This is a genomic window from Streptomyces sp. NRRL S-244 (assembly GCF_000717915.1).
Lineage (GTDB): Bacteria > Actinomycetota > Actinomycetes > Streptomycetales > Streptomycetaceae > Streptomyces.
This window is the reverse complement of sequence record NZ_JOCX01000011.1, coordinates 238,702-258,873: the sequence shown is the minus strand read 5'-3', so window position 1 is coordinate 258,873 and position 20,172 is coordinate 238,702. Positions and strand designations below refer to the sequence as shown.

The 20,172-nt window shown below is 73.6% G+C and carries 16 protein-coding genes; 7 read left to right on the top strand and 9 right to left on the bottom strand.

The window, feature by feature from the left end; translation table 11 throughout:
* Entirely contained in the window at positions 1 to 1,473 is a 1,473-nt protein-coding gene (locus tag IF02_RS0116445; protein ID WP_030157563.1) for an amino acid transporter, read from the bottom strand.
* A gap of 333 nt (positions 1,474 to 1,806) precedes the next feature.
* On the opposite strand from IF02_RS0116445, the gene IF02_RS0116440 reads away from it, so the two are divergent.
* The 7 genes from IF02_RS0116440 to IF02_RS36105 all read left to right on the top strand — a co-directional run bounded on the left by IF02_RS0116440 (position 1,807) and on the right by IF02_RS36105 (position 11,387).
* Positions 1,807 to 2,829 carry a GDSL-type esterase/lipase family protein gene (locus tag IF02_RS0116440; protein WP_234318220.1) on the top strand — a complete coding sequence of 341 codons (1,023 nt, stop codon included), beginning with the start codon at positions 1,807 to 1,809 and terminating at the stop codon, positions 2,827 to 2,829.
* A 126-nt stretch (positions 2,830 to 2,955) separates the two neighbouring features.
* On the top strand, positions 2,956 to 3,900 hold the full coding sequence (locus tag IF02_RS0116435; RefSeq protein WP_030157559.1) for an SCO0930 family lipoprotein: 945 nt from the start codon (positions 2,956 to 2,958) through the stop codon (positions 3,898 to 3,900).
* A 121-nt stretch (positions 3,901 to 4,021) separates the two neighbouring features.
* A complete protein-coding gene (locus IF02_RS0116430) occupies positions 4,022 to 4,933 on the top strand; it encodes a LytR/AlgR family response regulator transcription factor (protein ID WP_030157557.1) in 912 nt (303 codons plus the stop codon).
* Positions 4,934 to 4,972: 39 nt separating this feature from the next.
* Positions 4,973 to 5,380 carry a hypothetical protein gene (locus tag IF02_RS0116425; RefSeq protein WP_234318219.1) on the top strand — a complete coding sequence of 136 codons (408 nt, stop codon included), beginning with the start codon at positions 4,973 to 4,975 and terminating at the stop codon, positions 5,378 to 5,380.
* Positions 5,381 to 5,495: 115 nt separating this feature from the next.
* The gene (locus tag IF02_RS0116420; protein ID WP_030157554.1) at positions 5,496 to 7,226 is read left to right on the top strand and encodes a cation acetate symporter; all 1,731 of its coding nucleotides are present in this window, start codon (positions 5,496 to 5,498) and stop codon (positions 7,224 to 7,226) included.
* Positions 7,223 to 8,458, top strand: coding sequence for a histidine kinase (locus IF02_RS0116415; RefSeq protein ID WP_030157552.1), 1,236 nt, complete (start codon positions 7,223 to 7,225; stop codon positions 8,456 to 8,458). Before IF02_RS0116420 ends, IF02_RS0116415 begins: the two co-directional genes overlap by 4 nt.
* A 94-nt stretch (positions 8,459 to 8,552) precedes the next feature.
* The gene (locus IF02_RS36105) at positions 8,553 to 11,387 is read left to right on the top strand and encodes an ATP-binding protein (RefSeq protein WP_158708501.1); all 2,835 of its coding nucleotides are present in this window, start codon (positions 8,553 to 8,555) and stop codon (positions 11,385 to 11,387) included.
* On the opposite strand, the gene IF02_RS0116405 is transcribed toward IF02_RS36105, so the two are convergent.
* The 8 genes from IF02_RS0116405 to IF02_RS0116370 all read right to left on the bottom strand — a co-directional run bounded on the left by IF02_RS0116405 (position 11,309) and on the right by IF02_RS0116370 (position 20,171).
* The gene (locus IF02_RS0116405) at positions 11,309 to 11,902 is read right to left on the bottom strand and encodes a sigma-70 family RNA polymerase sigma factor (protein WP_051696252.1); all 594 of its coding nucleotides are present in this window, start codon (positions 11,900 to 11,902) and stop codon (positions 11,309 to 11,311) included. The genes IF02_RS36105 and IF02_RS0116405 overlap by 79 nt on opposite strands.
* A gap of 218 nt (positions 11,903 to 12,120) precedes the next feature.
* On the bottom strand, positions 12,121 to 13,563 hold the full coding sequence (locus tag IF02_RS0116400; protein WP_030157548.1) for a GuaB1 family IMP dehydrogenase-related protein: 1,443 nt from the start codon (positions 13,561 to 13,563) through the stop codon (positions 12,121 to 12,123).
* Between the two features lie 166 nt (positions 13,564 to 13,729).
* On the bottom strand, positions 13,730 to 14,869 hold the full coding sequence (locus tag IF02_RS0116395) for an XdhC family protein (protein ID WP_030157546.1): 1,140 nt from the start codon (positions 14,867 to 14,869) through the stop codon (positions 13,730 to 13,732).
* The gene (locus IF02_RS0116390; RefSeq protein ID WP_158708500.1) at positions 14,869 to 16,194 is read right to left on the bottom strand and encodes a transposase; all 1,326 of its coding nucleotides are present in this window, start codon (positions 16,192 to 16,194) and stop codon (positions 14,869 to 14,871) included. Before IF02_RS0116390 ends, IF02_RS0116395 begins: the two co-directional genes overlap by 1 nt.
* A 71-nt stretch (positions 16,195 to 16,265) precedes the next feature.
* Entirely contained in the window at positions 16,266 to 16,913 is a 648-nt protein-coding gene (locus tag IF02_RS0116385; RefSeq protein ID WP_037836388.1) for a TMEM175 family protein, read from the bottom strand.
* 127 nt (positions 16,914 to 17,040) lie between these two features.
* Positions 17,041 to 17,397 (bottom strand): nuclear transport factor 2 family protein, encoded by a 357-nt coding sequence (locus IF02_RS0116380; protein ID WP_030157542.1) that lies wholly within the window; start codon positions 17,395 to 17,397, stop codon positions 17,041 to 17,043.
* Positions 17,398 to 18,912: an ATP-binding protein gene (locus tag IF02_RS0116375; RefSeq protein ID WP_051696250.1), complete on the bottom strand. Its 1,515-nt coding sequence runs from the start codon at positions 18,910 to 18,912 to the stop codon at positions 17,398 to 17,400. It lies immediately after the preceding gene.
* Complete coding sequence (locus IF02_RS0116370) at positions 18,909 to 20,171, bottom strand: MFS transporter (protein ID WP_051696249.1); 1,263 nt, start codon at positions 20,169 to 20,171, stop codon at positions 18,909 to 18,911. The genes IF02_RS0116375 and IF02_RS0116370 overlap by 4 nt, the downstream gene beginning before the upstream one ends.
* Position 20,172 lies beyond the last annotated feature (1 nt).

Genomic DNA, 20,172 nt, shown 5'->3' with positions numbered 1-20,172 from the left:
TCACTTTTCTGCTGTGGCCACTTCTGCCGTGGCCAGTCGGGAGCGGCGGATGCCGTACAGGAAGTAGACCACGAGGCCGACGGCCATCCAGACACCGAAAGCGACCCACGTCGCGGTCGGCAGGCTGTACATCATGTAGCCGCACGCGAGGAAGCCGAGGATCGGCGTGACCGGGAACAGCGCCACCTTGAAGGTGCGCGGCATGTCCGGCTTGGTGCGGCGCAGGATCACGACGGCGATGTTGACGAGGGCGAAGGCGAAGAGGGTGCCGATGCTGGTCGCGTTGGCGAGCTCACCCAGGGGGATGAACGCCGCGAGCGCGCCGCAGAAGAGGGAGACGATCACCACGTTGGCGCGGGGGGCGCCGGTCTTCTCGTCGACCTTGGCGAAGACCTTGGGGACGAGGCCGTCGCGGGACATCGCGAAGAGGATGCGGGTCTGGCCGTAGAGGACGGCGAAGACGACCGAGGCGATGGCGACGACGGCGCCGGCGGCGAGGACGACGCCCCAGAAGGAGTCACCGGTGACGTTGGTCATGATCTGGGCCAGCGCGGCCTCGGTGCCCTCGAAGTCCTGCCACGGCATGGCGCCGACGGCGACGAAGGCGACGAGGCAGTACAGGACGGTGACGATGCCCAGCGACAGCATGATCGCGCGGGGCAGGTCCTTCTTCGGGTTCTTGGCTTCCTCACCGGCGGTGGAGGCGGCGTCGAAGCCGATGTACGAGAAGAAGAGCGTGGAGGCGGCGGCGCTGATGCCGGTGACGCCGAGCGGGGCCAGCGGGGCGTAGTTGCCGGACTTGATGCCCATGACGCCGATGCCGATGAAGAGCACCAGGGTGACGATCTTCACGACGACCATGATCGTGTTGATCCGGGCGCTCTCCTTGGCGCCGCGGAGCAGGAAGACCATGGCGAGCAGGACGACGACCAGGGACGGCAGGTTGATGATGCCGCCGTCGCCCAGCGGGGCGGCGGAGAGCTTCTCGGGGAGCGTGACGCCTATGGTCCCGTCGAGGAGCTCGTTGAGGTACTGGCCCCAGCCGACGGCGACGGCCGAGACCGAGACGGCGTACTCCAGGACCAGGCACCAGCCGCAGACCCAGGCGATGAACTCGCCCATGGTGGCGTAGGAGTACGAGTACGAGGAGCCGGAGACCGGCACCGAGCCGGCCAGCTCCGCGTAGGAGAGGGCCGAGAAGAGGGCGGTCAGGCCCGCGATGATGAAGGAGATCGTGACGGCCGGGCCGGCCTTGGGGGCCGCCTCGCCGAGGACGACGAAGATGCCGGTGCCCAGGGTGGCGCCGATGCTGATCATGGTCAGCTGCCACATGGTGAGCGAGCGGCGCAGGTTCCCGCCCTCGCCCTGGCCGCCCTCGGCGACCATCTGCTCGACCGGCTTGCGGCGCAGCAGAGGGTTCACAGGCTTGCGGGGCTCGGAGGTGAGCGGTGGCGCCTGGCCGGTTTCGAGCACGAGGGGACTCCTTTGACACTGCGGATGGGGACTGAGGCATCGACCGCAGCGGTCCGGGGCAGGACACAGACAAAGAAGCCTGGGCATGGGGGACCGCCGAGCAGGCGGTCCGCGCCACTCCACGTACAGCGAGTGAGCCTACGAGCTGAGTGATACCGCCCGTAATGCACCATCCTTGCACATTGCCGCACGATCGTTGCGCGGATCTGTCCTGGATGGTCCTTTGTTGCGCGCGGATGATCGATCAATGCGTACGCCCCCTTTGTCCGTTCCGTTGACACCTCGTCAGATCTGCCGCAGCATGCCGCCGGGACCGACGACCGGAGGCTCGCCGTGAACGCCGTGAACGCCGACAGCACCGCCACGCACTGGCTGGACCCGGGGCCCTTCCTGCGCGGGGTCGCCTGGCTGGACAAGGGGCGCCCGGTCCGGGCCGACCCGGAGGACGGCATGCGGCTGCCGTGGGACACCGGTGAGCGGGCCACCCTGCCGATAGGGGTGCGTCTGGAGTTCACGGCGCACGCGGCGCACGCCGTGGAGATCCGCTACCGGGCGACCGTCCCCGGCCCCACCGACGCGCTGCGGGACCTCGCGCACTGCTTCGCCCTGTGGGACCGGCACGGGGTGGTCCGCGAGGTCTGGACCGACCCGGCCGCGGAGGCCGTCGTACGGATCGAACTGCCGGGCGGGACCGGCCCGTTCACCCTCCACCCGCCGGAGGGGCAGTCCCCGCTGGTCCTCGGCCTGCGCGGGGTCGGCGGCGCCGTGGCCCCGGCTCCGGCCGGCCCGCGCTGGGTGGTGCACGGCGATTCGATCACCGAGGGCTGGTGGTCGACCCGGCCCGCCCACGGCTGGCCCGCGGTCGCCGGGCGGGCGCTGGGCTGGGACACGGTCAACCTCGGGTACGCGGGCGCCGCCCGCGGGGAGCTCGCCACCGCCGAGCAGATCGCCGGTCTGCCCGCGGACGTCCTCACCCTGGCGTTCGGCACCAACTGCTGGTCCCGCGTGCCCTTTTCGGCGCCCCTGCTGTACGAGACCACCCGCGCGTTCCTCGACCTGGTCCGCCAGGGGCATCCGCGGACCCCGCTGCTGCTGGTCTCCCCCGTACTGCGGCCCGACGCGGAGCGCACCCCGAACCGGCTCGGCGCCACCCTGGGCGCCCTGCGCGATGCGATGGAGCGGGCCGCCCGCGACCGGATCGCCGCCGGGGACGACCGCCTCGCCCTGCTGCCGGGCCGTGACCTGCTGGGTCCGGAGCACCTGGCGGACGGACTGCACCCCAACGACTCCGGACACCAGGTCCTCGGCCTCGCTGTGGTCACGGCTCTGCGGCGCTCCGGGTTCGGTCCCGGGTGAGTGAAACAGCCCACAGGAATCCGCTTGAACAGATCGACCCCGACAGGGCGTGTCCTGAGCACAGTTGCCGACGCACCGCGGAAACGGGCGGCGGACACGGAGACACCACACGTGGGAGAGATCAAGATGGGCATCAAGCGCGGAACCACCCTGGCCGCCGTCGCAGTCGTCGTCGCCCTGACGGCGACCGCCTGCGGCGGGGACGACACGGCGGGCGACGCGAAGCCGGCCGGGGCCGCGTCCCAGGCTCCCGCTTCCGGCGCCGGCGACTACGGCTCCGACTACGGCGCGGGAACCGCCGCCGGCGCGGATGCCAAGGGCGCCGGGCAGTTGGCGGTCGCCCAGAACGAGCAGATCGGCGCCCTCCTCACCGACAGCGCCGGCTTCACCCTCTACCGCTTCGACAAGGACACCGCCAAGCCGCCGAAGTCCAACTGCGACGGGGACTGCGCGAAGGCCTGGCCCGCCGTACCGGCCGGCGACGCCACCGCCGCCGCGGGCATGGACGCGGCCCTGCTGGGCGAGGTCGTGCGCACCGACGGCAGCAAGCAGCTGACGGTCGCCGGCTGGCCGGTGTACCGGTTCGGCAAGGACACCAAGGCGGGCGAGACCAACGGGCAGGGCGTCGGCGGGACCTGGTTCGCCTTCGCCCCCGACGGCAAGAAGGCCGCGAAGGCGGCGGCCCCCGCGCCGGCCGGAGCGGGCGAGGCCACCGGCGCGCTGACCGTGGCCAAGGACCCCAAGCTGGGCGACCACATCGTCGACGGCAACGGGATGACCGTCTACCGGTTCAAGAAGGACACCGCCTGGCCGATGGCCTCCAACTGCACCGGCGACTGCGTGGCCAAGTGGCCGGTGGTGCCCCCGGTGGACAAGGCCAACGCCAAGGGCATCGTGGAGAAGGGCTACTCGGTCCTGGACCGCCCCGACGGCAAGAAGCAGCAGGCCATCGACTGCTGGCCCGTCTACACCTTCACCGGTGACAAGAAGGCCGGCGACATCAACGGCCAGGGCGTCGGCGGCACCTGGTACGCCGTGTCCCCCGACGGCAAGCTGATCACCACCTCCTGATCCACCGCCCCTCCCCCGCATCCCCCACACCCGGAACCGCGCGGCCCCCTGCCCCTCTCCCCCCTGGCAGGCGGGCCGCGCACCGTTCCGCCTCGGCCCGCTCGTCCCTACACTCCACCGCATGCTGCGCGTACTGGCCGTCGACGACGAGAAGCCGCTCCTCGAGGAGCTCCTCTACCTGCTGGGCTCCGATCCCCGGGTGCTGAGCGCCGAGGGCGCCTCGGACGCAACCGAGGCCTTGCGGCGGATCACCCGGGCCCTGGAGACCGGCCCCGAGGGGCCCGACGGCATCGACGTCGTCTTCCTCGACATCCACATGGCGGGGCTGACCGGCCTCGACATCGCCCGGCTGCTGGCCGGGTTCGCCCGGCCGCCGCTGATCGTGTTCGTCACCGCCCACGAGGGGTTCGCCGTCCAGGCCTTCGACCTCAAGGCCGTGGACTACGTGCTCAAGCCCGTCCGCCCGGAGCGGCTGGGCGAGGCCGTCCGCCGGGCCTGCGCCCAGCTGGGCCGGTCCGCCGCGCAGCCGCCCGAGGCCGCGGAACCGGCCGGGACCGTCGGCCGGTCCGGTCCGGCCGGCCGGACCGGTTTCCCAGGTCACCCGGGGCACCCCGGCCCCCACGGGCCCTCGGGTCCCCATGGTCCCTCCGTCCCGCCGCAGCGCCGCCCCGCCCCCGAGCTCACCGTCGCCGACCGCACCGCGGACCAGATCGCCGTCGAGCTGGGCGGCGTCACCCGGTTCGTGGCGATCGCCGACATCGCGTACGTCGAGGCGCAGGGTGACTACGCCCGGCTGCACACCGACGAGGGCAGCCACCTGGTCCGCATCCCGCTCTCCACGCTGGAGGAGCGCTGGGCGGCCCGCGGGTTCGTCCGCATCCACCGCCGCCACCTGGTGGCCCTCGGCCGGATCGACGAGCTCCGCCTGGACGCCGGCACCACCAGCGTCCGCGTCGGATCCGCCGAGCTCCAGGTCAGCCGGCGCCACGCCCGCCAGCTGCGGGACCTGCTGATGCGCCAGGCGACCGGCTAGAGACGGCCCGGGCGGCCGCCGACCGTCCGGCGTGCCCGTGTGCCGTTCGTCGCACCGAACGGGACGTACGGCGCCCCGCTCCTGCCGTCGGTCGCAGGGCGGGCCCCGCCGCCCGCGGCCGACCGTCCCCGGACCTATGGTGGAGCCGCCGGGAACGAGCTGGGGGTGCGGATGGCCGAGATCCAGGCGCTGCTCGACGCGTTGGCCGTACTGCCCCGGAACCCGCCCGCCGGCCCCGCCGAGGCCGAGCTGCTGCTCGCCCGGCTGCGCAGCGCCGCCGCCCGCTGGGCCGACGTCCTGTACGAGGCCAACGAGGGCGTCCGCCAACAGCTCCCGCCCCGCGCGGAGGCGGCGCTGACCCTGGCCTTCCGCCGCGCCGAAGACTCGTACGTGGAGCTGGAGATCGCCCTGCGCGACTGCGCCGAACACCGCGACCCCGCCCGCTGACACCCCTTTTCGGCCGGTGGGAGGGGGTGGGATCGGCCCGGTTCGCGTCTGTTGCGGGCTCCGGGGCCGTGCGTAGACTCCGGTACCCCCTGCCCCGGGCGATGAGGACCGAGCCTTGAACCAGACGTACGCGCTGACCGCGGTCACCGTCGTCGTCCTGGTCACGGTGCTGGTCGGCGCGCTGGGCCTGCGGATATCGCGGACCACCTCCGACTTCTACGTCGCCTCGCGGACGGTGGGGCCCCGGCTCAACGCGGCGGCGATCAGCGGGGAGTACCTCTCCGCGGCCTCCTTCCTCGGGGTGGCCGGGCTGGTGCTGCTCCAGGGGCCCGAGATGCTCTGGTACCCGGTCGGCTACACCGCCGGATACCTGGTGCTGCTGGCGCTGGTGGCGGCCCCGCTGCGGCGCTCGGGGGCGTACACGCTGCCCGACTTCGCCGAGGCCCGGCTGGAGTCGCAGGCGGTGCGCCGGGTCGCGGTGCTGTTCGTGGTGGGGGTGGGCTGGCTGTACCTGCTGCCGCAGCTCCAGGGCGCCGGGCTGACCCTGGAGATCCTGACCGGGGCCCCGCACTGGGTGGGCGGGGTGGTCGTCGCGTTCGTGGTGACCGCGGCCGTCGCGGCCGGCGGGATGCGGAGCATCACCTTCGTGCAGGCCTTCCAGTACTGGCTCAAGCTCACCGCGCTGCTGGTGCCCGCGTTCTTCCTGCTCGCCGCCTGGGCCGGGGACGGTGCGCCGCGCGCCTCCTTCGACGCCCCGGCGGTCTTCCGGGAGCACACCTCCGTCACGCTCGCCGAGGACGTACGGCTGTCGCTGGACGCGCCGCTGGCGGTGAAGGTCAGCGGGCAGGTCGACGGGCGCACCCACACGGCGGCCCCGCTGACGCTGGAGCCCGGGGAGCACTCCGTACGGGCCGGGGCGCGGCTGGAGTTCGCCCCGGACACCCGGGTTCCGCAGACCCGGGCGAAATCCGGGCGGGACACCGCCCGCTGGTCCGAGCCGATGGACGGGGGCCGGCCGGCGCTCGGCCTGTACGCGACGTACGGGCTGGTGCTGGCCACCTTCCTCGGCACGATGGGCCTGCCCCATGTGGCGGTGCGCTTCTACACGAGCCCGAACGGCCGTGACGCGCGGCGCACCACGCTGGTGGTGCTCGGGCTGCTCGGCTTCTTCTACCTGCTGCCGCCGGTGTACGGGGTGCTCGGCCGGACCTACGCCCCGGAACTCGCCCTCACCGGGGAGGCGGACGCGGCGGTGCTGGTGCTGCCGGACCGGATGGTGGGCGGGGTGCTCGGCGATCTGCTGGGGGCGCTGGTGGCCGGGGGCGCGTTCGCGGCGTTCCTGTCGACGGCTTCGGGGCTGACCATGGCGGTGGCCGGGGTGCTGCACCAGGACGTCCTGGCGCGGCGCGGTGTGCGGACGTTCCGGATCGCGGTGCTGGTGGCGATGCTGGTGCCGCTGGGCGGGAGCGTGCTGCTGACGGACGTGCCGGTGGCGGACGCGGTGGGGCTGGCCTTCGCGGTGTCGGCCTCGTCGTTCTGCCCGCTGCTGGTGCTGGGCATCTGGTGGCGCGGGCTGACCCCGCCGGGCGCCGTGGCCGGGCTGGTCACCGGGGGCGGGGCGGCACTGGGCGCGGTGCTGGCGACCCGCGCGGGGCTGCCCCCGGCGGGGTGGGTGCACACGCTGATGGCGTGGCCGGCGGCGTGGTCGGTGCCGCTGGGGTTCCTGACGATGGTGCTCGTATCGCTGGCGACCCGGTCGCGGATCCCGGCGGGGACGGCGGCGACGCTGGCCCGGCTGCACCTGCCGGAGAGCGTGACCGGGGCCGGTGCGGGCGGTGCTCCGTGACCGGAGCGGTGCTCTCGGCCCTCGCGGTGGCGGGCGCGGCCCTGCTGCTGGGCCTGGGCTGGGCCGGCGGCCGGTGGCACGCCCGGCGCGGCGAACGGGCGACCGGCCTGGACCTCGGCACCCCCGTGGAGCGGGCCACCTTCCACACCCTGCACACCGCCTCGCTGGCCGCTCCCCCGCTGCGCGCCGGGCTCACCGAGGACGCCGCCCGCAAGGCCGCGAAGCGGCTGCGCGCGCTGCTGGGCACGGAGGCCCTGTGCCTCACCGACCGGCAGTCCGTGCTGGCCTGGGACGGGCCGGGCGCCGACCACCACGAGCGGCGGGCGATGGCCCGGGTCGCCCTCATGCTGGACTCCGGCCGCAGCATGAGCGTACGGACGGAGTGCACCCGCCCCGACTGCCCGCTGAAATGGGCGGTGTTCGCCCCGCTCACCGGCGAGGACGGGGTGCTCGGCGCCCTCGTGGCCTACGGTTCGCGGGAGTCGGCGGTGCTGGTGCGGGCCGCGACGGAGCTGGCCCGCTGGGTCTCCGTCCAGCTGGAGCTCTCCGAGCTGGACCGCTCGCGCACCCGCCTGATGGAGGCGGAGATCAAGGCGCTGCGCGCGCAGATCTCCCCGCACTTCATCTTCAACTCCCTGGCCGCGATCGCCTCGTTCGTCCGCACCGATCCGGAGCGGGCGCGGGACCTGCTGCTGGAGTTCGCCGACTTCACCCGCTACTCCTTCCGGCGGCACGGCGAGTTCACCACGCTCGCCGAGGAGCTGCGGTCCATCGAGCAGTACCTGGCCCTGGCCGGGGCCCGGTTCGGGGACCGGCTGAAGGTGACCCTCCAGGTGGCGCCCGAGGTGCTGCCGGTGGCGCTGCCGTTCCTGTGCCTCCAGCCGCTGGTGGAGAACGCCGTCAAGCACGGGCTGGAGGACTCCACCGAGGAGTGCCTGATCACCATCGCCGCCCGGGACGCGGGCGCCGAGGCGGTGATCACCATCGAGGACAACGGGGTCGGCATGGACCCGGCCGTGCTGCGCCGGATCCTGGCCGGGGAGCGCGGCGGCTCCTCGTCGGGCATCGGGCTGACGAACGTGGACGAGCGGATCCGGCAGGTGTACGGGGACGCGTACGGCCCGGTGATCGAGACGGGGGTCGGCGCGGGCATGAAGATCTCCCTGCGGATACCCAAGTACCGTGCGGGCGTGCACAGTTCGGGTCCAGGACTGCAGCCGCCCCGGTACTGACCGGGCGCCGGGCATGCCATCCTGGCCGAGGCGCGGACCGACTGCCGGGGCTTCCCCGGCGGCAGCCGGGGGACAGTCTGGGAGGTTCGCCGACGTGCTGGTCGGGCGGGAACAGCAGCGCGAGGGGTTACGGGACCGGGTGCGCGGCGGTGCGCGCGGCTTCGGCGGCCGCCTGATCGTGGAGGGCGAGCCCGGCTCGGGCCGGACGGCACATGTGCGCGAGGCGCTGGCCGAGGCGGCCGCGCTGGGCTGCCGGGTGCGCTACGGGGCCGCCGACCCCTTCACGGCGGAGCTGCCGCTCCGGTCCGCCCTGGACTGTCTGCACCCCGGGGGCGCCGACCGGGCGGCCGTGGTCGCCCTGCTCCGGGAGGCCCGGGAGGCGGAGCAGCCCGGCGGGGCGTGGCTCGCCGCCATGGACCTGATGGTGTCCGGGGTCGAGGGGTGGTGCGCGCGGGGCCCGCTGCTGCTGGTGCTTGACGACCTGCACTGGGCCGACCCGGCCAGCCTGTTGCTGTGGCGGCGCCTGGGCCGGATGGCGGACCGGCTGCCGCTGCTGCTGGCGGCGACCCGAAGACCGCTGCCCCGGCGTCCCGAGGTGGAGCAGCTGTGCGCCGAGCTGGGCGCGGGCCCGGGCGGGCACACCGTACGGCTGGAGCCGCTGACCGGGCCGGAGTCGGCCGAGCTGCTCCACGAGCGGCTGGGCGCACCCCCCGGCCCGCGCCTGCGCCGGGCCGCCGACCAGGCGGGCGGCAACCCCCGCCTCCTGCACGAGCTGGCGGCGCACTGGTCCCGGGCCATCGAGATCACCGCCGACACCGCCGAACTGACCGTTCCGGAGGAGGAGTTGCCCGAGCCGCCCGGCTCCCTGCCCCGGGGCCTCGGCTACCTCTCCCGCGCCGCCTACACCACCCTGCGGCACGCGGCGCTGCTCGGGCCGGCCTTCACGCCGCGCGAGCTGGCCCTCGTACAGGCCAGGCCCGCCCGCGAAGTGCTGGCCGAGCTGGAGGAGCCGCTGCTGGCCGGGCTGCTGGAGGACACCGGCGAGGAGCTGCGCTTCCGGCATCCCGCGCTGCGCCGGGCCCTGTACGCCGAACTGCCCCGGCCCGCCCGCTCCGCCCTGCACCAGGAGGCGGCCCTGGCCCTCGCCGAGGCCGGGCGCGATCCGGCCCGGACCGCCGAACAGCTGCTGGCCGGGGGCGCCTTGGACCGCTGGGCGGTGCACTGGCTGGCTGACTCGGCGCAGTCCCTGATCGCGGCCGCGCCCGGAGCGGCCGCCGAACTGCTGGAGCGGGCCGTCGGCCAGGCCGACCGCGCGGACCGGGACGCCCTGGAGGGGAGCCTCGCGGACGCCGCCCTGATGCTGCGCCGCCCCGAGTCGGCGGAGCTGCTGGCCACCCTCCACCGGCGGGCGGCGGATCCCGGGGCCCGGGCGGCGCTGGCCTTCAAGCTGGTGTCGGCGCTGATGATCGAGGGTGACATGGGCCGGGCGCTGGCCGTCACCGAGGACGCACTGGCGCAGCCGGTCCCCTCCCCCGCGCTCCGGCTGCGGCTGGAGGCCTGCCGGGTCCTGGCCCTGGCCGAACGGGGCAGCCCGGCGCAGGCCCGCGTCCTGGCCGTCCCGGTGGTGGCGGAGGCGGCCCGGCTGGGCGATCCGCTGTGCGGGGCGGAGGCCCACCACGCGATGGCCTTCGCCCTGTTCCACCTGGGCCGCGGCCGGGAGTCGCTGCGCCATGTCGCCGAGGGGATCGCCTGGGCCCGGCGCGCCCCCGAGGCCAACGACATGCGGCTGCTGCTCCTGGCCAACCAGGCCGAGGGCCACGGGCAGTTCGACGAGCCGGAGCCCGTCGCGGCGGCGCTGCACGAGGCGCGGGAGCTGGCCCTGGCCACCCGCTCGACGGGGCGGCTGGTGGTGACCGAGGCCCTGCTCGCCGAGTTCCGGTACGGGCTCGGCGACTGGGACGCCGCGCTCGCCGGGGTGGCCCGGGCCGACGGGCTGCCCGTCTCGGACGGCTGGCTTCCGGTGGTGGTGCACGGACTGCGGGCGCTCGTACGGGGCCACCGGGACGAGCTCGACGCGGCGCGGGCCGAGCTGGCGCTGCTCCCGCCGGACGCGTTCGCGGCCCCGGCGGCCCGCCGCTACAGCGGGCACGTACTGCTGGCCCGGGCCCTGCTGGCGGAGCGGGCGGGCCGTCCGGCCGAAGCGGTGCGCGAGCTGCTGCCGGCGCTGGCGGACGGCCCGGACGAGGCGAGGGCGTACGCACGCCCCTGGATGCTGTCGGAGATCGTCCGGCTCTCCCTGGAGTGCGGGGACACGGCCACGGCCCGGGCGGCGGTGGCGGCCTGCGGGCGGACGGCGGCGGCGCTGGCCGAGTACCCGGGCCCGGCGCTGGCGCGGCTGCGCTGCGAGGGCCTGTTCGCGCAGGACCCGCAGCTGCTGGCGCGGGCGCTGGAGCGGGCGGAGCGCGGCGGCCGGCCGCTGGTGCTGGGCCACGCGTGGGAGGACCTGGCGGTGGCCCGGGCCTGGCACGGCGATCTGTCGGCGGCGCGGTCGGCGCTGACGCGAGCGGTGTCCGCGTACGAGGGGCTGGGCGCGCGGTGGGACATCGCGCGGGCCGACGCCCGGCTGCGGAGCCTGGGGGTGCGGCGCGGCAGCCGCTCGGCGCGGCGGAGGGCGGCCAACGGGTGGGAGGCGCTGACTCCGGCGGAACTGAAGGTGGCCCTGCTCGTCGCGCAGGGCCGCTCGAACCCGGAGATCGCGAGCGCCCTGTTCCTGTCCGCGCGGACGGTCCAGACGCACGTCTCGCACATCCTGGCGAAGCTCCAGGTCCGCTCGCGGACGGCGGTGGCGGCTCAGGCGGCGACGCGGCGGTCGGGTCCGGCGCCGGCGCCGGGTCCGACGGCGGGTCCGATGGCGGGGCCCGGGCCGTAGCCGGGCATGGCGTCCCTCAGCACCCGCAGGGCGTAGTACGTACGGGACTTGACGGTCCCGGCGGGGACGCCGAGCGCCTCGGCGGCCTCGCAGACCGATGCCCCGCGGAAGTAGATCTGCACGAGCACCGCGCGGTGCTCCGGGCTGAGTGATCTCAGCGCGTCGCGGACGTCGAGGACGGTGGCGGCCTGCTCGGTGCCGTCGTCGGCGACGGGCGCGTGGGCGTCGAGGGCGTCCGGCCCGACCTCGGCGGGCCGGACCAGGCGGGCCCGCCGGGCGTCGATGGCGAGGCGCCGGCCGACGGTGTAGAGCCAGGGGCGCATCGAGGCGTGGCCGCTCTCCAGCACCTCGGGATGTTTCCAGGCGCGGAACAGGGTCTCCTGGAGGAGGTCCTCGGCGCGGTGCCGGTCGCCGAAGGTGAGACCGAGGAGGAAGCCGTAGAGGGCCTTGCCGTGTTCGCTGTGGAGGCGCGCGAGGGCGTGGGCGTCGGTGCGGCGGCCGAGGGTCGTGGTCACGGGGTGCCCCTTCCAGGTCGGATGACCCGAGCGTGACGGACCCGGCACCCGGAGATATCCGCCGCATGGCGTATCCGCCCGCCACCTGCGCCGACCGGTCGAACGGCTCGCCGAACGGTCCCCGCCGAACGCCGGTGGCCCCGGGCCGCGTCCGCGGAGGACGGGCCCGGGGCCACCGGGAATGCGAAAGCGGGGAGCGGGAAAGCGGGGAGCGGAGACTAGCTCCAGCTGGCGTGCAGCGGCTTGCCCTCGGCGTAGCCCGCCGCCGACTGGACGCCGACCACGGCCTTCTCCTCGAACTCCGCGAGGGAGCCCGCGCCCGCGTAGGTGCAGGACGAGCGCACGCCCGCGATGATCGAGTCGATCAGGTCCTCGACGCCCGGGCGGGCCGGGTCCAGGAACATCCGCGAGGTCGAGATGCCCTCCTCGAACAGGCCCTTGCGGGCCCGGTCGTACGCCGACTCCTCGGAGGTGCGGTTCTGCACGGCACGCGCCGACGCCATGCCGAACGACTCCTTGTAGAGGCGCCCGTCGGCGGCCTGCTGGAGGTCGCCCGGGGACTCGTACGTCCCCGCGAACCAGGAGCCGATCATCACGTTCGACGCACCGGCGGCCAGCGCCATCGCCACGTCGCGCGGGTGGCGGACGCCGCCGTCGGCCCACACGTGCTTGCCGTGCTTCTTCGCCTCCGCCGCGCACTCCAGCACCGCGGAGAACTGCGGGCGGCCCACGCCGGTCATCATGCGGGTGGTGCACATGGCGCCGGGGCCCACGCCGACCTTGATGATGTCGGCGCCGGCCTCGATGAGGTCCTTGACGCCCTCGGCGGCCACGATGTTGCCCGCCACGATCGGGACCTGCGGGTCCAGCGCGCGCACGGCCTTGATCGCGTTGATCATCGACTCCTGGTGGCCGTGGGCCGTGTCGATGACGATCGTGTCCACACCCGCGTCGAGCAGCTGCTTGGCCTTCTGCACGAAGTCGCCGTTGATGCCGACGGCGGCCGCGATGCGCAGCTTGCCGTTCGCGTCGGTGGCCGGGGTGTACAGGGTCGCGCGCAGCGCGCCCTTGCGGGTGAGGAGGCCGACGAGCTTGCCGTCCTTGTCGACGGCCGGGGCCAGCTTGCGGTGGCCGGCGTCGAGCTTGTTGAAGGCCTCGCGGGGGTCGATGTCGGCGTCGATGAGCAGGAGCTCCTTCGACATGACCTCGGAGAGCTGGGTGAAGCGGTCCACGCCGGTCAGGTCGTGGTCGGTGACCACACCGACCGGGCGGCCGTCGGCGTCGACGACGACACCGGCGCCGTGGGCCCGCTTGGGCAGCAGGGACAGCGCGTCGGCGACGGTCTGGGTGGGCGCCAGGGTGATCGGGGTGTCGAGCACGTGGTGGCGGGTCTTCACCCAGGAGATGACGTCGGTGACGACCTCGATCGGGATGTCCTGCGGGATGACCACGATGCCGCCGCGGCGGGCGACCGTCTCGGCCATGCGGCGGCCCGCGATGGCGGTCATGTTCGCCACGACGAGCGGAATGGTGGTGCCGGTGCCGTCGGGCGAGGAGAGGTCCACGCCCTGGCGGGAACCGACCGCGGAGCGGCTCGGCACCATGAATACATCGTCGTACGTCAGGTCGTACGGCGGCTTCTGGTCATTGAGGAAACGCACGTGCTGAACATCCCAGTCGATCGAAGGATCCGGCTGCGGCCCCGGCGGGCGGCCGGGGAAACGCACGTACTTCATTCTCCCATGGCCCGGGATTAATGCCGCCCGGGCTGATCGTCCAGGACATACCGGGCCCTGTGGTCTGTTCCTACGGGACGGCCGGCCGTCCCTACGGGACTTTGGTCCTCTGCCGGTGGACCGGACCGGGCCGGTGGGCCAGGGGGAGGATCGATCCTCCGTACCGGGCCGCCGTGAACTCGGCGGCGATCGACAGGGCCGTCTCCTCGGGCGTGGCGCCGCCGAGGTCCAGTCCGATGGGCGAGCGCAGGCGGGCGAGCGCGGCCTGCGGCAGCCCCTCCTCGCGCAGCCGCTGCTCCCGTGCGGCGTGGGTGCGCCGCGATCCCATGGCTCCGACGTAGCCGAGCGGCAGCCGCAGGGCGAGGGCCAGCAGGGGTACGTCGAATTTGACGTCGTGGGTGAGGACGCAGACCGCCGTACGGGAGTCCACCCGGCCCGCCTCCCATTCCGCGGCCAGGTGCCGGTGCGGCCAGTCCACGACCACCTCGTCGGCGTCGGGGAAGCGGGCCGGCGTCGCGAAGACGGGCCGGGCGTCGCAGACGGTGACCCGGTGCCCCAGGAAGGCGCCGATCCGGGCGAGGGCGGCGGCGAAGTCGATGGCGCCGTAGACGATCAGCCGGGGCGGTTCGGCGGCCGATTCGACCAGCAGGGTCAGCGGCTGCCCGCACAGCCCGCCGGCGGTGCCGATTTCAGCCGTCCCGGTGCGCCCGGCCAGCAGCAGGTCCCGTACGTGCACGGCGGCGGCCCGGTCCAGGGCCGCGCCCCCGCCCAGGCAGCCCTCGTACGATCCGTCGGGGTGGACGGCCAGCGCCCGGCCGAGCTGCGGCGGCGGGCCGGAGACCACCCGGGCCAGCGCGGCCCGGGCCCCGCCGGCGGCGGCCTCCAGCACGGAGCCCAGGACGGGCCGCACCGGATCGTGCCCGCGCACCGGGGTGACCAGCACGTCCAGGACCCCGCCGCAGGTCAGGCCCACGGCGAAGGCGTCGTCGTCGCTGTATCCGAAGCGGTGCACGCCGCCCTCGCCGGAGGCGATGGCGTCGAGGCACAGCTCGTGCACGGCGGATTCCACGCAGCCGCCCGAGATGGAGCCGAGCGCGGTGCCGCCGGCGTCGACGGCGAGCGAGGCGCCCGGGCCGCGTGGCGCGCTCCCGGTGACGGCCACCACGGTGGCCAGGGCGAATTCCCGGTGCGCGGCACACCACGCGCGTAGTTCCTCGGCGATGTCGAGCATCAGCGGATGTACTCGCGTCTCGCGCTCTGGCCGGGGATCAGCGGCCGCGGGGGCAGCACGGGCGGGCCGGTCCGCGGTACGGGACCGGGCGCTCCGGTGCGCGGCCGGGGGGCCGGCGCCCCGCCGATCGCGGGCCGGCCGGGCGGGGGGAATCCGTCGGGGACCCGGCCGCGGGCGCTGAGCAGCTTCGAGGCGTGGGCGACGCTCGCGAGCGTGGCGTGGTGGTGCCAGCCACGGAAGGAGCGGCCCTCGAAATCACGGATGCCTACGGGTTCGCAGGTCTCGGTGAAATCGAGGGATACCCGGTCGGTGAGTTTGGCGAGCAGGAAGAGCTGGGCCAGCGGCCGGTCCCCGATGTTGGTGATCCAGAACTCGGAGGGCAGCAGGGCGGCTTCGGTCCAGGCGCCGACGAGCAGCAGCGGGGTGGGCGACATCGGCACGGGGCGGTCCTCGCCGGGGGTCGCGAGGATGGCGGCCGAGGTCAGCAGGGTCACTGCCCCTTCGGCGCGGCCGTGCCGGGTCCATTCGACGACGCGCCGCTGGGAGCGCAGGGAGTCGATGAGTTCGCGGGCGGGGGCGGTGTGCGGTCCGGGCTTGTGCCGGCCGGCGCCGCCGAAGGAGACGGGCAGCGAGCCGTCGACCTTGAAGACGAAGGGGATGTCCTGCAAGGTGAAGGACTCGATGCTCTGCGGGATGTCGGTGTTGGCGACCTCCATCACCACGGGCCGGCGCTGGAGTTGCCAGGTGGCGGCCATCCGCTGGACGGCGTGTACGGCGTCCTGGGCGGGGGTGAGCGAGCGGGCGGTGTCGGGGATGCCGGCCCGCCTGCGGCGCATCAGCTCGTTCGTCCAGGGCCCGGGGAGGGTGAGGGTCCATTCGACGGGGAAGCTGGCCTCGCTGGAGGCGAGCCAGATGCCGCTGGCCTGCTGGCAGTTGGCGGTGCGGCCGAGCTGGGGGACGAACTGCCTGCCGACCCCGACGGAGCGGTCGCCGGCCTTCTCTATGACCATGGGCTGGACCACCCAGGCCAGCGGGCGCTGGGCGGTGCGTTCGAGGTACTGGGCGAGGGAGCGGCGCACCGGTGTCCAGTCCCACGGGGACTTGCTGATGAACTGCTGGAGGCTCTGCTCGACGGAACTCGCCCCGGTTCCGGCGATGTTACGGATTGTTTTCTTCCCGCTGGTCCGCACGAGGCCGTTGAGATAAACGCGGGCCCAGTTTCGCTGGTCCCGCCGGGGTAATGATTCGAAGAAAAGAGAGATCAGGACGTCGATCAATTCGGAGATTTCCTTGGTGGATTCCTCCGGCAGGACTGCGCGAGCCATCTGGGCCTCCCCCGCGACCACTAGATCCAATACCCTACTTGACCGTACTGAGCGGCCGTAGGCCCCGGCGGCTACTTCCTGAGGTCGCTCGCAGATTCGAGCCGCTCTTCCTCTACCACGAGGGGGATGGGGATCTGGTTCGCCGCATAGTAGAGCGCGATCAGGAAGTGTGTGGCGAGAGTGAGGGGAGCGGAGAAGAAGGACAGGAGAACGGTCAAGGGGTAGGCCACGGCGCCGAGGCCGAAGCGCACGCGGGTGGCCCGCGCGCCGTCCTTGTCCACCCGCTCGTGGAACAGGTGGCCGACCCGCGTGACGTACCACCAGAAGGCCAGGAACGCCAGTGCGTAGGCCACGGTGACCGAACTGTAGAGGACCGCGGCGGCGTTGGCGGAGCCGCCCTCCTCGACGAGGTGCTCGGCGAGAACGGTGGTGGTGTAGGGAATGACCGATACCACCATCAGCACCAGGAGATTCAGGAACAACAGCGGCCGGTCCACCCGCTTCAGGTGACTGAAGATGGTGTGGTGATTCACCCACATCACGCCGATGATGAGGAAACTCACCACGTATGCGGCATAGTGCGGCCACTGTTCCGACACCCCGTGCCAGAAGTCCGATCCCTTTTCCTCCGGAACCTTGAGTTCCAGGACCAGAATCGTGATGACGATGGCGAATACACCGTCACTGAATGCCTCGACACGTCCGGTTTCGCGTTCCATGACCTCCCCTTTGCCATTTCACAAGCCAAGCCAAGACAAGCCCTGACCCCGGTCGCCGGACGGGCTTGCGCGTGCGGGGAGGGCGCTGCCTCCGCCCTCCCCGCACACGCTACCCAGATATCGTTGGTCAGCCGCCGAAACCGGCGGTCTGGCGCCAGATCCGGCCATCGCGGACCACCAGTGTCCCGAACGCGTGCTCCGGTTCGCCGTTCAGGTTCATGATCGCGCGGTAGAAGATCGTGTCCTCGGTCTCGATGTACTCCTGGAGCTCCACCAGGGTCGGCTTCACCGTCAGGTAGCCGGTGAACGTCTCGCGCACGGCGTCGATGCCGACGGAGACCCCCTCGAAGCGCAGCAGCACCGCGTCGTCGGTGTAGTTCTTCATGACCGCCTCGATGTCCAGGGCGGCCAGCGCCTCCATCTGGCGGACGAAGACCGGGTGGAGCTTGGAGATGTCGTACTTGGCCATGTCGACTCCGTTCATTCAACTGGTGGTGGAGCGGTCGGAGGTGGGCTCATCAGGTGTTTCGGCGCAGGCGGCGGCCGCGGTGAGCGGCAGCCGGACGACCATCCGGGTCTCGCCGGGACGCGAGCGGGCGGTGATCGAGCCGTGGTGGCGCTGGGTCACGATGCGGTAGCTGAGGTGGAGTCCGAGGCCCGTGCCCTTCCCCACGTCCTTGGTCGTGTAGAAGGGTTCGAAGATCCGCGGCAGGGAGTCCTCGGGGATGCCCCGCCCGGTGTCGGCGATCTCCACGACCAGGCACACGCCTTCGGCGCGCACCCGCAGGGTGAGGGTGCCGGCGCCCTCCATGGCCTCGGCGGAATTGTCGACCAGGTTGGTCCACACCTGGTTCAACTCGCTCGGATAGCCCGTCAGTTCGGGCAGGTCCGGTTCGTACTCACGCACGATGGTGATCCCGCCGAGCTTGGCACGCAGGACGACCAGCGTGTTCTCGATCCCGTCGGCCACCGCGAAGCGCTGTTCGGGCGCCCGGTCGAGATTGGCGTAATCCCGGGTGGCGGCGACGAGTTGGGAGATCCTGGGGCCGGCCGCACGCAGCTCCGCGGCGAGCGAGCGGATCTCCAGCAGGGCCGCCAGGTGGTCGAGGGCGGCGGGCAGGGCCGGTTCCCCGACCCCTTCCAGCCGCTGCAGCAGCCAGCCCAGTTCCAGCCCGAGGTCCGAGATCCCCGAGCCGAGCAGCCCGGGCCGCTCGGTGCCCGCCTCCTCGGCCCAGTCGGCGATCTCCTCCTCGGCGTCGGCCTGGGCGAACGGATCGGTGGTCACCGGAGGCGGCAGCTTGTCGAGCTCCTCGGCCAGCCGGTCGAACACGGAGCGCTCCGCGCCCGTCGCCGCGGCGCCCCAGGCCTGGGCGGTCCGCGTGAGGCCCTCCAGGGCCGGCGCCAGCTCCTGCGCGGCCCGGGCCACGGCGGCCGCCGGGTTGTTCAGCTCGTGCGCGAGGCCGGCGGCCAGGGTGCCGAGCGCCTCGACGGTGGCCCGCTTGCGGGCCTGCACCTCCGAGGACTTGATCCGCCAAGCCAGCACCGGGATCAGCACGGCCGCCACCCCGTGGCAGCGGGTCAGCATCTCGAAGAACACCGGCTTCGGGTAGGCGACGACGGTGGTCGCCGGGCCGCTCGCGGCGGCGGTGGCCACGTACGCCCCGTCCGTCAGCAGCGGCAGCTCTCCGGTGAAGCGGTGCGCGGCGGAGGGCTTCCCGTCGTGCTCCTCGGCGGCGGCGCTCTCCTCCTCCGTGGAGTGCCGGGTCAGCACTTCCTCCCGGCCGTCGACGACCTTGGTGACGACCAGCCCGCCCGCGAGCAGGACGTGGAAGCCGGTGGCCTCCTCGCCGTCCCGGAACAGGACCTCCCCGTCACCGAGGACCCGGGGCTCGGAGACGGACACCAGCCAGTCCAACTGGTCCTCGGTGAGTCCGGCGAAGACCTCCAGTCCGAGCAGGGCCGACCGCAGCTCCGCGGTGCTCATGTCGGCAGCCTTCATGTCGTGCTCCCTTCGGCCCGGGTGCGGGCGGCCAGCCGCAGTGTGACGAACAGGGCCAGCGCGCACACCCCGGCGACGGCGGCCATGAAGCCGACCGAGGTGCGGTGCAGACCGTGGATGTTGGTGAGCATTCCGGCGAGGACCGCCGGCACGCTCATCGCGAGGTACGCGAAGACGTAGACGGCGGCGGTCAGTTCGCCGCGGTGCGCCGGGTCGGCGAGCGCGCTCAGCGCCCGGAAGGAGCCGAGGAACGCCGCGCCCCAGCCGCCGCCGAGGACGGCGGTGCCCGCGAGGAACACGGGGGCCGAGCGCAGGCCCAGCGCGAGCAGGACCAGGCCCAGCCCGGCCAGCAGCCCGCACAGGCCCAGGACGGCGGTGCGCAGGGCCTCGACGCGGCCCAGCAGCAGCTGGGCCGCGGTGGCGGCGCCCGCGAGCAGGGCCACGGTGGCCCCGCCGACCAGGTAGTTGGAGCTACCGAGCAGGGAGAGGGCCAGGTGCGGCCCGAGCGAGAGGTAGAAGCCGCCGACGGACCAGACGGCGACGATGGTCAGGACGAGGACGGCGAACCGGCCCCGCACGGCGGCCGGGACGTGGATCCGGCGTGCGCTGATCCGCATCCTCCCCCCGGAGCGGGCCTCGGGAGCGCTCTCACGCATCCTGAACACCCCCACCAGCGTGACCGCGAAGGCCGCGACCAGCAGCAGGTAGCTGAGCACGGTCGGGGCGGGTGCGTACTGGACGAGCAGCCCGGCCCCGATCCCGCCGAGTCCGATCCCCACCGTCGGCCCCGCGCTGTTGACCTGGGCGCCGAGCGCCGGCCGCGAGCGCGGGGCCAGTTCGAGCAGGGCGGCGCCCATCGCCCCGGTGGCCAGGCCCACCGCGAGGCCCTGCACCGCGCGGGCGGCGAGCAGCAGCCCGAGCCCCTGTGCCCCGGCGAACAATCCCATCGAGACGATCGCCAGGACCAGGCCGACGCCCAGCACGGGGCGCCGGCCCAGGGTGTCCGAGAGGGACCCGAACAGCAGGAGCCCGATCAGCACGGTGACGGCGTACAGGGCGAAGACCACCGTGATCATGCCGGAGGACAGGCCCCATCTCTGCTGGTAGAGCACGTAGAGGGCGGAGGGCACGGACGAGGAGAGCATCAGCAGGACGAGTACCGCCCCGACCACCCAGAAGCCGGAGCCTCTGGGGGCCGCGGCCGCCTGGGCGGCCGGCCCGGCCGGAACCCCCGTGGTCGTCCTGGACAATTCGGCCACT

What these genes read in the sequence shown, in the direction of transcription:
- IF02_RS0116375 (WP_051696250.1), bottom strand. Translation starts at nt 18,912, where the DNA reads ATGAAGGCTGCCGACATGAGCACCGCGGAGCTGCGGTCGGCCCTGCTC.
- IF02_RS0116395 (WP_030157546.1), bottom strand. Translation starts at nt 14,869, where the DNA reads ATGCTCGACATCGCCGAGGAACTACGCGCGTGGTGTGCCGCGCACCGG.
- IF02_RS0116430 (WP_030157557.1), top strand. Translation starts at nt 4,022, where the DNA reads ATGCTGCGCGTACTGGCCGTCGACGACGAGAAGCCGCTCCTCGAGGAG.
- IF02_RS0116380 (WP_030157542.1), bottom strand. Translation starts at nt 17,397, where the DNA reads ATGAACGGAGTCGACATGGCCAAGTACGACATCTCCAAGCTCCACCCG.
- IF02_RS0116390 (WP_158708500.1), bottom strand. Translation starts at nt 16,194, where the DNA reads ATGGCTCGCGCAGTCCTGCCGGAGGAATCCACCAAGGAAATCTCCGAA.
- IF02_RS0116435 (WP_030157559.1), top strand. Translation starts at nt 2,956, where the DNA reads ATGGGCATCAAGCGCGGAACCACCCTGGCCGCCGTCGCAGTCGTCGTC.
- IF02_RS0116385 (WP_037836388.1), bottom strand. Translation starts at nt 16,913, where the DNA reads ATGGAACGCGAAACCGGACGTGTCGAGGCATTCAGTGACGGTGTATTC.